Source organism: Actinomadura pelletieri DSM 43383, from assembly GCF_003634705.1.
Lineage (GTDB): Bacteria > Actinomycetota > Actinomycetes > Streptosporangiales > Streptosporangiaceae > Spirillospora > Spirillospora pelletieri.
In genome coordinates, this window is sequence record NZ_RBWU01000005.1 from 380003 (window position 1) to 393977 (window position 13975).

Here is a 13975-nt window from a genome sequence, read left to right on the forward strand (position 1 = left end):
CTCGTCGGCTCAGTCGTCTCGTCCCGACTCACCCGACGGGCGGTCGCGCTCGACGGGACGCAGCCAGAACGGCAGCGGCGGGCTCTCCTGCGAGCCGGATTTGCCCCACAGCGGCGGGGGCTTCTGCCCACCTCCCGGCTGGGACCGGGACGGCGCCGCGCCCGAGGTGTTGCGCGGCCTGGGCACGTCCGACCTGGGTTCGGCGGCACGGCCACCGCCCGAGACCCCGCCCGAACGCCCACCGGACCCACCGGATCCGCCCGAGCCGCCACCGGTTCCGCCGCCCGAGCCGGCGCCGCGACCACGGCCGCGATCCGCCGCGCCCGGTGGACGACCGCCGCCGAACCAGCCGCCGCCACCGCGGACGTTCCCGCCGGACACGCCGCCGTTACCGCCACCCGAGCCGCCCGACGCTCCGCCCGCGCCGCCCGAGGCGCCGTTGCCGCCGCCTCCGCCCGGCCGGCCGCCGCCGGAACCGCCGTTGCCGCCTCCGCCTCCGCCGCCGCGTCCCGTCCAGGACGGCGGGCGGGTGGCCCCCTTGCCCGAACCGGCACCGGAGGACTTGCCCCCGGCGACCACGACGCCGCCGACGGGCTCGGCGGGTTCGCCGTCCGCGCGGCGGTCGCCGAGCGCGCCCGCGCGGGACGGCAGGTTCAGCGGTGGAGCACTCCGGCGGGAACGCGACTGCTGCGCGGCACCGGCCGCGCGGGGCCGCGCCGCCAGCACCGGGGCGTCCTCCGGCGACGGGCCCTCGCCCACCCCGGCACCACGACGGTCGCCCGCCGCGGCGGCGGCCGAGGTGTCGCGCTGCCCGCCCGTGGTGACGGCCTCGGACGTCGCGTCCCGCTTGGCCAGGCGCGCGAGCCCCGCGCCCGCCCCGAACGGCGCGACGGCCGCTATTGAACTGCGGCGCGCCTCGGAGACGGACCGGTTGAGCTGCGCCTCGCTCTTCTCCTTCGCTCCGACCACGCCGTAGCCGACCGCGGAGAACAGATGCTGGAACGGCCTGCGGTACACGAACGCCGCGCCGGTCACCAGCGCGATGAGCAGGATCTGCAAACCCCACGGCAGCGTCTCGCCGAGGATCAGCCCGTACGCCCACAGCAGCAGCGACAGCACACCGATCAGCGCGGCCTGTTTGAGCAGCATGGACAGCAGCAGTTCCAGCCAGCGCATGGCGATCACCCGCCCGATGCCCGGATGGATGCCGATGCCCAGGAAGATCGGCCCCGCCACCAGCAGCAACAGGAACGCGATCTTCACCACGATCAGCGCGATCGCGATCACCATGATCAACACGCCCGCGACGACCGCCGCGAGCAGGCCGCCGAACGCTACCCCGAGGCGGTTCTCCCAGTTCTTGCCCTGGAAGAGCGGATATGTCCCGGGATGTTGGTCCTGGATGTTCTTGGCGACGTCCTTGTAGGCGTCGGCCTTCTTGCCGAGGTCGGCCTTGTTGTCGTCCCCGTACGTCTCGGGCAGGTCGACCGCCTGCGCCCACAGCAGCTTGTCGGCGTTGTCCTTGACGATCTTGGCGTTGGGGTCGGTGGTGCCGAACACCCCCTGCAACCACGGCTTGCAGACCAGCGCCACCCACAGCCGGTTCGCGTTACGGGTCGTCTCGTCCAGGTTCTGCGCCGACGCCGGATCTGCCCTGCCGCCGGGCGCCGGTATGCACACCCCACCCCTGGTGTCGCTCTGCGGCAACGCCGCGTTGAACGCCGCGCTCGTCGCCTCCGACGTCTTCGTGCCGAGCGCCGTGAAGTCGGAGGGCCGCGCGATCAGCCAGACCAGCGCGACCATCGCGACGACCATCCACAGCACGCCCTCGGTGACCTTGCTGGCCCGTTTGCGGACGAGCCCCCACCAGGCCAGCCACATCGCGCCGAGAATGACCACCCACGACCAGTAACGCGCGTTGAACGTCTTGCCGATGTCGGTGATCACACCGTCGACGGTGTCCTTCAGCCAGCCGAGCAGCGACTCCGACGCCGCCGCCTGGTAGACGCTGATCGTGGTCCGGTCGATGGCCCGGACGAACGTGAACACCGTGTTGGCGAGCCCGTTGCCCATCAGCGCCATCGCGTCCGAGCAGCCCATGTCGACCGCGTACCAGTACTGCCCGGCCGTGCCGAACCGGTCGTAGTAGGTCAGGTTCTCGACCGGCGTGTCCTTGAGCTTCTCGCTCGGATAGTCCGGCGGCTTGATCATGCCGTCCGTTCCGGACCCGTACTGCTCCGGTGCCGGATTCTCCGCCGGGGAGCACGCGTCGTTCGGGGTCGGCGGCTTGGGAATCGCCGCGGACGCGGGCGCCAGCGGCCCGACCATGAACAGGGCCAGGACGACCAGCAGCAGCACCGAGCGGCGGGTGCGCGGGTGCCTGCGGCGCCGTCCACGACGCAGCCGGCCGGGACGTTCGAGCGCGGCGCGGTCGATTCCGGCGCCGGGCGCGCGCTGCAGGCGCGCCATCGGGTCGCGGGGACCCCTCATCGATGAACCTCCTCGACCTCGGCCCCCGCGGTGGTGAGTTCGGATGCGCCCGGCCGTGACCGGGTCGGGTTGGTGTCCAGCCAACGCTGCAGTTCCTCGGAGATCAGGTCGACGCCGATACGTCCCGCACGGCCGTCGAGGTCACGGAAGATGCATTCGCCGTTGCCGAGGTTGCGGAGCACGGCCTTGTGCTCCTCGGACGCCTCCACCCCGAGAAGCGCCATGACGTTGCCGACCTCGTTCCGTTCGGTGGAACGGAACGAGAACACCGACGACAGGCAGTTGGTGACCTGCTCGTTCAGCAGGTCACCGGCGTTCTGCGACACCAGGATCAACGCGGTGTTGCGCGAGCGGCCCATCCGCGACACCTCCGGCACGAGCTTCGCGCCCTCGGGAGTCGACGTGATGGCCCATGCCTCGTCCAGGAAGATGGCCTTCGGCATCCGCCGGTCGAGGCCGTGCATCAGCCGCCGCGCGAACTGCGACACCAGATACATCAGCGCCACCGACAGCCGCTGCTCGTAGGAGTAGTCGTCCCGCGGGATCGCGACGTCCGGCAGGGTGAGGCCGCCGAGCGTGAACACCGTCGTCCAGCCCGCGGTGTCGATGCGGTCGCCGCCGGACGGGTCGAAGCACAGCCGCGCGAGCCGCATCTCCGACATCGACCGCAGCACCGCGCCGAGGTTCTTGGACGCCGGGTCGTCCGCGCCCTCGAGATAGTCGACGACCCGGCCGAGCGACGGCCGCTCCGCGTTGGCGACCGCGCCGACCGCCTGGATCATCGCGGACTCGCGTTCCTCCGACATCCTCGGCAGCAGCAGCCGCAGCGTCTCCGTCGCCATCGTCTTCATCGTGGCGAGGTCGTCGCCGAACGAGAACGGGTCGAGCAGCCCCGGCGCCGCCGACCCGAGCGGCAGGATCCGCGCCTTCCTGCCCCGCGCCTTCAGCAGCTCCACCAGCGACTCGGCGTCGCCCTTCGGGTCGATCGCGGCGATGGTCACGCCGCGCAGCGCCATCTGGTAGATCAGCAGCAGCGCCAGCGTCGTCTTGCCGCCCCCGGGCTCACCGGTGATCGCCACGGCGGTCGGACGGTTCCGCGCCGCCGCGACCAGCGGGTCGAAGTGCACGATCGACCGGGCCCGGCCGAGGGTCTCCCCGATGTAGGGGCCGATCCAGCCCTCATCGTGCTCGTCGGTCCGGTCGCCGAGGTCGACCGTCGCGACCGGCATACCGCCCGCGATCGTCCGCAGCGGCTGGCGCTGCGCGTACGCGTTCAACCTGATCTGGTCGCCGGGCAGCGACTCCAGGAACAGGGAGAACTGGTCGCCGGTCGAGTTGACGACGTCGATGCCGATGTCGCGGTAGTGCTCGACGACCGCGTCCACCCGCTGCGCGAGGAGTTCCTCCGTCGTCGCGGACACGATCAGCCGATGCCACCCGTACACGAACGGGAGCCGTTCCTTGGTGATGCCGTGCTCCAGCATCCGCGCCGCGTCGATCTGCTCCGCGAGCGCGATCGGCGCCTCCGCGCCCGCCTCCCGGATGTGCTGGTCCATGTCACGGGCGTGCGCGAGCTTCCGGGAGACGTCCTTGGACGCCTTCGCGGGCGGGATCAACTTCATCCGCGCGCTGATCTCCACCGGGAACGGGAGCGCGTCGGCGTAGTGGAACCACGGTTCGCCGTCCGGGAACGGCATCAGGTCGGGGAACCGCGCGAACGACAGGTAAGCGACATGGGACTCGGCGGTCGCGCCGCCGCCCGCGCCCGTGAAGTTCGGCTGCTCGATGCGCAGATACGACCGGCCGTTGTGGATGGCGCCCTCCACGAGCGACTCGATCTCGCCCTTGCCCCACGTCCTGCGCGACACGGCGGACGGCGGCGGATCGGCCAGCGCCCCCGACACCGCGTGCTGGAACAGCCACGCGACCTCCGTCGACGTGGCGTGCCTGGCGTACAGGGCCGAGCCGCCGAGCGCGCGGCCGATGCGTTCGGCCTGCTCCGTCCAGCGCGCGATCTCCTTCTTGTCGATCGCGTCGTCGTCGACGCCGAGGACCTTCTCGCTTCGCTTGTACAACCCCAGGAGCTGCGACAGCACACCACCGGACAGGTGCGCGCCCATCCCGCGCGGGCCGAGCCGGACACCGAGGTAGACCTCTTTCGTCCAGAAGTCCTTGGCCCACACGTGCGCGTAGGTCTCCTCCAGGTACTGCCGCCACCCGGCCCCGTCGTCGGACGTGCGGTCGAGCGCCAGCGCCCACTCCGCGGCCGGGTAGGTGCGGTGCGCGATCCGCAGGTGCACCTCGGCGTCCTGCATGCGGATGCCCGCGAGCGCGATGGTGATGTTGGTGGCGAGCGCCTCGCGCTCCTCGTCGGTCGTGAACTCGTACGAGACCGTGGGCAGCCGGAAGTACGCCCACGCGGCGGAGTCGGTGAGGAGGACGCGGTCGTCGAAGTACCGCACGGCCAGCCGGCTCGACTTGGTCATGCGCGCCTCCTCGCCCCGGTCCATTGTCCCGGTGCGGCGGCGTCCGCCAAGCGCCGTGCGGGCAAGTGTTCTCCGTCCGGACGGTCATCAACGTCAGGCGTTCCCGCAAGGCTGATGACGGTGTCCGCTCGATGCCCGCGAGGGGCGCTCATCGGGTGGCCTCCTGCTCGTGCTGGAACTCCTGGTAACGCTCGGGCATGACGGTGAAGCCGCCGGCGACCACGCCGGCGAGGGCAAGATAGGCACGCCGCGTCGGCGTGCGCAACGACTTCAGCTCGTTGCGCGGCGCGCGGTCCATGCTCAGGTGATCATCCCACGGAATGCGCACCAGGGCCCGGCAACGCCCCCGCGCCACGGCCTCGGCCTGCTCCACGTCGTCCATACTGCGGCGACTCACCCCATTGATGACCGTGACCGCCCGGGACCGCAGCTCCTCGTACCCGTGACCGTCGAGCCACTCGAACGTCATCGCCACCGCGCGCGGCGCGTCGGCGCTGGCCGGCGCGACGAGCACGAGCTGGTCGGCGTACGGCAGCACCCGCGCCACGACCGCCGCCGCGGCGTCCAGCAACGTCACCGAGTAGAACCGGTCAATGGTGCGGATCGCCAGCGCGTAGTCACGGTCGTCCAACGCCTGCAACGGGTTCTTCCCCGCCGCGACCACGTCCAGCCCGGACTTGGCCTGCGAGGTGTACCGGCGCATCGCGGTGAGGCTGTTCACCTGGTCGGCCCGCGTGATGAGCCCGGTCAGCGTCTCGTTGGTGTCGCTACGCGTCCGCCGCGCCAGCGCCCCCGGCCCCGGGTTCACATCGACGGCGACGATCGGCTCCCCGTTGTGCTGCGCGAACGTGTGCCCCAGCATCAACGCGGTCACCGTCTGCCCCGCCCCACCGGTGCACCCGAGCACCACCACATGACGCGTCCCGTGGAACGGCTGCTGGAGCCGCATCTCGTACTCGGCGTCGACATCGCCGTGCCCACCGCCGACGGCATGGAACAGGCGCCGCAACCCTCCACCGGTGACCTCATGCTCGGGATCGGGCGGCGTGATCGCGGGCCCGGACGGCGGCGGCGCCGGCGGCGGCGGCAACGGCCGCGGCCGCACGGGCGACGTCGGCTGCGACCGAACCTCACGCGGCGGAGCCTGCTCCGGCACCGAAGGCACCTGCGGCTCGGGCGAGGGCACCGCCTCCGGCACGACCGGACGCGACGGCTGGGACAGCCCCTCCGTCCACGGTCGAGGCGCCTCCATCCGAGCCGGCACGTCCGCGGCACCTTCCCGCGCCCCGAACGCCCCGGGCACCCGCCCAGACGCCCCACTCTGCCCAGACGCCCCTTGCGCCCCCACAGCCCGAGCCCAAGCGGAGGCCCCCCGCCCATCCGCGACCGGGGCCTCCGCAGCAGAGCCCTGCGCGTCCGAACCCTCGGCACCCGCGGAAGCAGCCTGCGCAGGCACACCCCGCCCATCCGTAGAACGATCCCGCGCGTCCGCCCCCTGCGCATCCGCAGGGCGAGTCTCAACGCTCCGCCCCCGCGCGGGCGGACGCTGCGCATCCCTAGAGCGGCCCTGCGGGGAAGCACCTTGCGCCTCCGCCGCACGCCCCTCAGCGGACGCACCCCGAGCATCCGCAGACCGAGCCTGCGGAGAGGCACCCCGCGCGTCTACGGCCCGAGCCTCAGGAGGCAGACCTTGCGCTTCCGCGGAACGAGCCTCCGAGGCACCGGCCTGCGCCTCCGCGCGACGAGCCTGCGCAGACGAACCCTGCCCGTCCGTGGGACGAGCCTCTGCGGGCCGACCTTGCGGAACCGCAGGACGAGCCCCGGACGAACCTTGCCCGTCGGAGCGAGCCTCGCCGAATGCACTTCGAGCATCCGCAGAACCAGCCCGCGCAGACGAACCCTGCCCATCCGCCGGGCGAACCTCTGCGGGCCGACCTTGCGGAACCGCAGGACGAGCCCCGGACGAACCTTGCCCGTCGGAGCGAGCCTCGCCGGACGCACCTCGAGCATCCGTAGACCGAGCCTGCGCAGAGGAATCCTGCGCACCCGCAGAACCAGCCCGCGCAGACGAACCCTGCCCATCCGCAGGGCGAGCCTCTGCGGGCCGACCTTGCGGAACCGCAGGACGAGCCCCGGACGAACCTTGCGCCTCGGAGCGAGCCTCGCCGGACGCACCTCGAGCATCCGTAGACCGAGCCTGCGCAGAGGAATCCTGCGCACCCGCAGAACCAGCCCGCGCAGACGAACCCTGCCCATCCGCAGGGCGAGCCTCTGCGGGCCGACCTTGCGGAACCGCAGGACGAGCCCCGGACGAACCTTGCGCCTCGGAGCGAGCCTCGCCGGACGCACCTCGAGCATCCGCAGAGCGAGCCTGCGCAGCCAGATTCCGTCCATCTTCAGGGCGGGACCCTGCGGCCCGAGCCTCAGGAGGCAGACCTTGAGCTTCAGCGGAAGGAGCCTCCGAGGCAGCGGCCTGCGCCTGTGCGCGGCGAGGCTCGGTGGAGGCACCCTGCTCGTCCGTGGGACGAGCCTGCGCGGGTGAACCCGGTGCGCCCGTAGAACCAGCCTGCGTGGGCGAACCCCGCCCGTACGCAGGGCGAGCCTCAGCGGGTCGACCTTGCGGAACCGCAGGACGAGCCCACCCGGGTGAACGTTGCGCGTCCGCGGAGCGAGCCTCGGCGGCTGAGCCCTGCGCGCTCGCAGGGTGAGCCTGTGCGGGCAGGCCCTGTGCGCCTGCGGGCGCCTGCGGGGTGGGCGGAGGGGTGCGGTGTCCGGCGACCTTCTTGTCGCCGGCCTCGCCGTTGAAAGCCTGCGGGGAGGGTTGGGCAGCCAGTGGGGCGCGCCGGCCCTGCGGCGTGGCGGGGTGTTGCGGTCGGGGTTGGCCGGGCGACCAGCGCTGCTCGTTCCGGGCGGCGGGGCGGGGGCGGGTCGTGGGGGGTGGCGTGGTGCCGGTCGGGGGCTGTTGGGGGATGTCGGGGCGGGTGGTCGGGGCGGCCTCCCAGACCTCGGGCTGGGAACCGGGGCGGCGGACGCCGGACGCGAGGGCGCGCTTGCCCGAGGGCGGAGCGGGTGAGGGGGTGTCCAGGTGGGGTGCCGGGGGCGGGCCGAGCGCGGCGGCGGGCTGGACGTCGTCCTCGTGGGAGATGTCGCGGTGGGTGCGGCGCCACGGTTTGCGGGGGGCGGCCTCCTGCTGCGCCGCGTACTCGGGGAGGGGTGGTGGGGCGGTGGTGGCGGACGGGCGGGGCAGGAGGACGGGGACGGCCGTCTGCGGGGCCGCCTCCTGCTGGGCGGGGGGCCGCTCGCGCCTGCGGTGGGACTTGATCGCGGCGCGTTCCGGTGCGGCGACGGGGGCGGGGGCCTCGGCACGGCGCCAGACGCGGGCCACGATGATGACCTCGCGGGGTTCGCGAATCGGGGTGAGGCGGCACCAGGTGCGGGGCTCGGCCAGGTAGCGGGTCTGCGAGATCAGCAGTTCGGTGAGGCGCTTGCCCTCGATGACCGGACGGGTCGCCAGCCACGTCAGGACACCGGGCGGGACGATGTACAGCACGTGCCACGGCGACTCGAAAGGGACGCCGACGAACTGGAGCATGACGATCCAGGGCACGAACACGCCGAGGAACACACCGATCTGCACCAGCGGCAGCGGCATGGGCAGCCGCAGGTCGTACAGCTTGTACAGGCGTTTTTCGATGCGCCAGATATTCGTGTACGTGGGTAGATCCACGCCCCTACTCCCCTAACTGCGCGAGCACGGGTCCGTCTGCCGATCCTCCGTTCGGGTCAGGAGACGTCCACGCCGAGGGCTTTGGCTATCGCCTTGGCCGTGGTCTCGATGATGTTGGGCACGTAGAAGACCACCCCGATCCCGATCGCCAGCACGATGAACTGGACGAAACGCGTGATCTCCCGGGTGAACAGGAAGAAGATCGCCACAATGGAGACGATCACGAGGAAGAGCGGGCCGAATATCTGTCGCAACCAGTCGGCGAGCTGGTCGGTCTGAAGTTCGTCATCGGGCGCCGCCAGGAGTTCGTGTGGAATCGACGCCATGATCTGGTGCAGCATCGACTGACTACCTTCCTTGGTCGGCTGATCGGCTGGGGACTGGTCTCGTCAATTCGTGGCCTCTCATGATGCGCCCGGTCTCGTGGTGCCACGAATGTCGCGCACCAGCCATGTCGCGCCCTTCTTCACCATGGCGATCTGGTAGGTCTGCTCCAGTTCGGCGGCGCCGCCCTGGGGAACCTGCCACACGACCGTGGCGGTGACGGTGCGCTCGCCGGGAGGTCCCTTCGGTGCCACGACCTCCTTGACCTGGACGAAGGTCACGGTGTTGGCGAGGCCCGCGATGGCCGTTCCGGTGGAGAACCGGGACAGGGCCGCCTGGTTGCCGGTCGCGTACTCCTGGAAGAAGGTGCCGAGGAACGGCTGCAGTTCGCTCTCGAGCCCGCCGTCACGGGCCGGGGGGCCGCTCTGGGGAAGCTGGGCCTTGGTCGGCGGGGGCAGAAGGGCCGGTCGGGCGGACACGACCAGCGAGCCGTTCTTGTCCGCGTAGACGGGAACGGCGAGGCGGAGCCACCTGTCGGCGGTGCGGGCGAGCAGCGTCACGGTCGCGTTGTTGGCGTCGCGGGCGTCCACTCCGGCGACCTGGACGGACTGCACCTGCATCTGTCCCGCACCGTTCCAGCCGAACTGGGCGTCGGCGCCCTCGGGCAGGAAGGTCCGCAACTGGGTCTCGCGGGACGGTGCGTTCCGTTGGTCGTAGTTGAGATAGACGTTGGCGAACTGGAGCGCGAAGGCGCCCGCGGCGCTGCTGGGGAAGCCGGTGCCGCGCGCGGGTTTGGCGCCGGTGGACGTGTCGGCCGGTTCTTCCTCGGCGGTGAAGCGTTCGAACGGTGCCCGGATGCCGTTGACAAGGATGACGATGATCAGGGCCCAGAGGACGGCGCGTCCGGCCCAGACCCACCAGCGCCCGCCGGAACCGCCCCAGCGACCGCCGCGCGGGCCGTCGCCGCCGCCCGCGCGCTCGCCGCCGCGGCGCCCCTGCGCGCCACCCGCGGGCAGGCCCCACGGATCGGCGGCCGGTGCGAACGCACGGCCGGGCTGTGCCGTGTCGTCGACGACGGCGGTGTCACGGCCGCGTCCCACGGCCGACCTGCGAGCCATCCTGCCTCCGCTCGCGCCTCGCCCCCGGTCGGCGCGGTCCTGTGTGCCTGGTCTTGTGGGCTGGTCCCGTGTGGCTGGGCGTGTTGCCCGAGTGGCCTTTCTGAACCCACCCCGGGCCAAGGGTAACCACGGGCGTCAATTGTTCCAGCGCATCCCGGCGAAGCACAGCCCCGGCACGCGGTTGTGGATAATGCAATCCACCTCAGCAGGAACAGGGAAGATTGCCAAACGGTGACGTTCCCCTATCTAAGGCTCCGAACAGCGCGCGGAGCCCGGTTCCGGACAAGCGCCGCGACCTGGGAGGTGCTTGGTGACGAAGTGACGTCATCGGCCGCAATCTGTTCCCGAAAGAATCCGGCAAAGTATCGGATTTGAGACATCTGCTGACAGAACTCCCAGCTCAGGGGCATCGCAGGCCCCTTCGACCCCTCTGTTGCCAATCTCACACGGGTCATGTCCCTGTTCACAAGCAGCCCGCCGGACGACCGGACCATGGGACCGGCGGCGAGGTCGTCGAACGAGGCGCATGGGAAGCCGAGCCACAGGCCACCATGGACACCTGACGACACCACCTCTCCCCCTTCCGCGATACGATACGCTCCTCGTAGCGTATTGCTAAGGCCGTCCAGTCGGGGAGTTCACGTGAAAACACAGACCACCCGCTGCGTCGTCGTCGGGGGCGGTCCCGCCGGGATGGTGGCGGGTCTGCTGCTCGCCCGGCAGGGTGTGGACGTCGTCGTCCTCGAGAAGCATCCGGACTTCCTGCGCGACTTCCGGGGGGACACCGTGCATCCCTCGACCCTCCAGATCATCGACGAACTCGGCTGGCTCGATGAGTTCCTGCGCATCCGACACACCAAGGTCAGCGCCATTACGCTGCAGACGCCCGCCGGGCCCACCACGTTCGCCGACTTCTCGAAATTGCGTGGTCGTCATCCCTACATCGCCTTCATGCCTCAGTGGGACGTCCTCGACTTCCTGGCGTCGAAGGCGCGGCGGTGGCCCTCATTCCACCTGGTCAGGAACGCCGAGGCCATCGACGTCATTCGGGAGGGCGACCAGGTCCGCGGTGTGCGCGCCGAGACCCCCGACGGCCCTCTGGAGGTGCGTGGCGAACTGGTCATCGCCGCCGACGGACGGCACTCGGCGATGCGGCAAGCCGTCTCGCTGCCCGTGTCCGTGAGCGCCGCGCCCATGGACGTGCTGTGGTTCCGGCTGGACCGCGAGCCCGGCGAGACCTTGAACTTCCTGAACACCGGCTCCGGCTTCATCCTCATCACGATCGACCGCGGCGACTACTGGCAGATGGCCTATGTCATTCCGCAGGGCGGGTTCGACGCAGTGCGCGCCGAGGGCATCGGCAGGCTCAAGGAGGACGTCAGGTCGGTGCACGAGGCCTTCGGGGAACGACTGGACAGGGCGATCACCGGCTGGGACGACGTCAGCCCGCTGACCGTGCGGGTCGACCGGCTGCGGACCTGGCACCGGCCTGGGCTGCTGTGCATCGGGGACGCCGCGCACGCCATGTCCCCGGCCGGTGGTGTTGGTATCAACCTGGCGGTGCAGGACGCGGTCGCGGCCGCTCGCATGCTCGGACCCGTACTGCGCAGCGGACGGACTCCGTCTCCACGCGAGTTGTCGCGTGTGCAGCGCCGACGTGAGTTGCCGGTACGCGCCGTACAGGCGGCACAGGTGCACATCCTGGCCGATCTGTACCCGAAGGACCGCCGGTCGACGGTGGAATGCCCGCTCGCCACGCGGCTGGTGCGCCGTTTCCCCTTCCTGAACCGTTGGACCGCCCAGTTCATCGGCGTGGGACTGCGTCCGGAACAAGTGCGCTGAAGCGAAGACCAAGGCTCCCGCTCCCGCTTACGGCACGAAGCCGACGTCGAGCGCGTCCGCCGATCGCGTTCAGGTTCGGATCGCGGGCCAGATCGTGTCGAGGACGGCGTCCGCCCAGTCCGCGGGGGCGCTGCCGTACAGGGCGGACCGAGCGATGAACGAACCCGCCATCATGCTCACCACCGTCTCGTAGTCGGCGTCGGAGCGCAGCTCACCGTTCGCGACGCCGTCCCGCAACGTCTCCATGACGACATCGAGGCGCGGGCGCAGAATACTTTCGCGGAAGGCACGGGTGAATTCCGGGTCCTCGTCGCCGGACAGCATCGCGGCCAGGGAACGCAGGCCCACGACCTCTTCAAGGTTATGCCTGAACTGTTCCAGCAAATAGGAGAGACGCTCACGTATCGGCAGCCCGGCCGGTGGCTCAGGAATGTCCTCAACGAATGACAGGGAGGCCCGCAGCAACTCGTAGCGATCCTTGTATCGCCGGTAGACGGTGGTCTTGGCGGACCCAGAATGCTGGGAGACCGCCTCCACCGTCACGCCCTGCGGCCCCCGATCCCGCAGCAAAGTGAGAGCAGATCGCATGATTTCCCGGGAAACCTCTGCGCTGCGCGGTCGGCCCGGCGTCGACCGGACGATTGCGTTCTGAGCCATTGCGGCTCAGTGTATCGCCATTCGCACGGCGGACCACGCTTTCGGTTAGCGCCCGCACCAGTTCACGGAAGCACCCACCGCAAATAGAACCCACGACACCTCAGCATGACCGCGTTCCCGTCGGGCGCGGTGGATCAAGAGAGGTGGCGCCGCGGTCATCCGTCACACGTTGAAGCGGAACTCCACGACGTCGCCGTCCTGCATGACGTACTCCTTGCCCTCCATGCGGACCTTGCCCGCGGTGCGCGCGGCGGCCATGGAGCCCGCGGCGGTGAGGTCGTCGAACGAGACGACCTCGGCCTTGATGAAGCCGCGCTGGAAGTCGGTGTGGATGACCCCGGCGGCCTCCGGCGCGGTGGCGCCCTTGCGGATCGTCCAGGCCCGCGCCTCCTTGGGGCCCGCCGTCAGGTACGTCTGGAGGCCGAGGGTGGCGAACCCGACCCGGACGAGCTGCGACAGGCCGGACTCCTCCTGCCCCATGCCCTGCAGCAGTTCGAGCGCCTCGTCGTCCGGCAGCTCGATCAGCTCCGCCTCGATCTTGGCGTCAAGGAAGATCGCCTCCGCGGGGGCCACCAGGTCGCGCAGCCGCGCCCGCAGGTCCTCGTCGGTCAGCTCGCTCTCGTCCAGGTTGAAGACGTAGAGGAACGGCTTGGCGGTGAGCAGGTGCAGTTCGCGCAGGAGCGTCAGGTCGATTCCGGCGGCGGACGCGCCCGCGAACAGCGTGACGCCGTCGTCCAGGAGCTTCTGCGCGGCGTTGACCGCGTCGACGACCGCGAGCTTGTCCTTGTCCTTCTTGGTGCGCGCCTCCTTGTCGAGACGCGGCAGCGCCTTCTCGATCGTCTGGAGGTCGGCGAGGATCAGCTCGGTGTTGATCGTCTCGATATCGCGGGACGGGACGACGTCACCGTCCACATGGGTGACGTCCGGGTCGTCGAACACGCGGATGACCTGGCAGATCGCGTTGGTCTCCCGGATGTTGGCGAGGAACTTGTTGCCCAGGCCCTGCCCCTCGGAGGCACCCTTGACGATGCCCGCGATGTCCACGAACTCCATCGTCGCCGGGATGATCTTCTGCGAGCCGAACAGCTCCGCCAGCACGCCCAGGCGCGGATCGGGCACCCCGACCACGCCGACGTTGGGCTCGATGGTCGCGAACGGGTAGTTGGCCGCCAGCGCCTCGTTCTTGGTCAGCGCGTTGAACAGGGTGGACTTGCCGACGTTGGGCAGCCCGACGATTCCGATGGAGAGGCTCACGGGCGTCAAGTTTATGGGCGACGCAGGACCCGTTGGGCTGTCCGGATCTCCCGGTGAGTCATGGGCCGGGCCGAATG

Annotated in this window: 9 protein-coding genes and 1 pseudogene; 1 reads left to right on the top strand and 9 read right to left on the bottom strand. The window is 70.6% G+C overall.

All coding sequences use genetic code 11. From position 1 onward, the window contains the following. Positions 1–9 precede the first annotated feature (9 nt). From BZB76_RS36420 to BZB76_RS23595, 7 genes and pseudogenes are all read right to left on the bottom strand, one after another. A complete protein-coding gene (locus tag BZB76_RS36420) occupies positions 10–2490 on the bottom strand; it encodes a type IV secretion system protein (RefSeq protein ID WP_121436582.1) in 2481 nt (826 codons plus the stop codon). Next, a complete protein-coding gene (locus tag BZB76_RS23580) occupies positions 2487–4976 on the bottom strand; it encodes an ATP-binding protein (protein WP_420534810.1) in 2490 nt (829 codons plus the stop codon). The genes BZB76_RS36420 and BZB76_RS23580 overlap by 4 nt, the downstream gene beginning before the upstream one ends. A 148-nt stretch (positions 4977–5124) precedes the next feature. Next, positions 5125–6240, bottom strand: a complete 1116-nt coding sequence (locus BZB76_RS36000) for a MinD/ParA family ATP-binding protein (RefSeq protein WP_246007141.1) — start codon at positions 6238–6240, stop codon at positions 5125–5127. 398 nt (positions 6241–6638) lie between these two features. Next, the gene (locus BZB76_RS36005) at positions 6639–7484 is read right to left on the bottom strand and encodes a hypothetical protein (RefSeq protein WP_246007142.1); all 846 of its coding nucleotides are present in this window, start codon (positions 7482–7484) and stop codon (positions 6639–6641) included. Between the two features lie 925 nt (positions 7485–8409). Then, a pseudogene (locus BZB76_RS36745) lies at positions 8410–8703 on the bottom strand (conjugal transfer protein); the annotation flags it as partial. A 56-nt stretch (positions 8704–8759) separates the two neighbouring features. After that, positions 8760–9044: a hypothetical protein gene (locus BZB76_RS23590; protein ID WP_121436585.1), complete on the bottom strand. Its 285-nt coding sequence runs from the start codon at positions 9042–9044 to the stop codon at positions 8760–8762. Between the two features lie 63 nt (positions 9045–9107). After that, the gene (locus tag BZB76_RS23595; protein WP_121436586.1) at positions 9108–10145 is read right to left on the bottom strand and encodes a conjugal transfer protein; all 1038 of its coding nucleotides are present in this window, start codon (positions 10143–10145) and stop codon (positions 9108–9110) included. A gap of 642 nt (positions 10146–10787) precedes the next feature. On the opposite strand from BZB76_RS23595, the gene BZB76_RS23600 reads away from it, so the two are divergent. After that, a complete protein-coding gene (locus BZB76_RS23600) occupies positions 10788–11987 on the top strand; it encodes an FAD-dependent oxidoreductase (RefSeq protein WP_211343149.1) in 1200 nt (399 codons plus the stop codon). Between the two features lie 69 nt (positions 11988–12056). Here BZB76_RS23600 and BZB76_RS23605 read toward each other — a convergent pair whose 3' ends face one another. Next, on the bottom strand, positions 12057–12575 hold the full coding sequence (locus tag BZB76_RS23605) for a TetR/AcrR family transcriptional regulator (RefSeq protein WP_121436587.1): 519 nt from the start codon (positions 12573–12575) through the stop codon (positions 12057–12059). A 231-nt stretch (positions 12576–12806) separates the two neighbouring features. Then, complete coding sequence (ychF, locus tag BZB76_RS23610; RefSeq protein ID WP_121436588.1) at positions 12807–13898, bottom strand: redox-regulated ATPase YchF; 1092 nt, start codon at positions 13896–13898, stop codon at positions 12807–12809. Positions 13899–13975: the final 77 nt, after the last annotated feature.

What these genes read in the sequence shown, in the direction of transcription:
- BZB76_RS36420 (WP_121436582.1), bottom strand. Translation starts at nt 2,490, where the DNA reads ATGAGGGGTCCCCGCGACCCGATGGCGCGCCTGCAGCGCGCGCCCGGC.
- BZB76_RS23580 (WP_420534810.1), bottom strand. Translation starts at nt 4,976, where the DNA reads ATGACCAAGTCGAGCCGGCTGGCCGTGCGGTACTTCGACGACCGCGTC.
- BZB76_RS23590 (WP_121436585.1), bottom strand. Translation starts at nt 9,044, where the DNA reads ATGCTGCACCAGATCATGGCGTCGATTCCACACGAACTCCTGGCGGCG.
- BZB76_RS23595 (WP_121436586.1), bottom strand. Translation starts at nt 10,145, where the DNA reads ATGGCTCGCAGGTCGGCCGTGGGACGCGGCCGTGACACCGCCGTCGTC.
- BZB76_RS23605 (WP_121436587.1), bottom strand. Translation starts at nt 12,575, where the DNA reads ATGCGATCTGCTCTCACTTTGCTGCGGGATCGGGGGCCGCAGGGCGTG.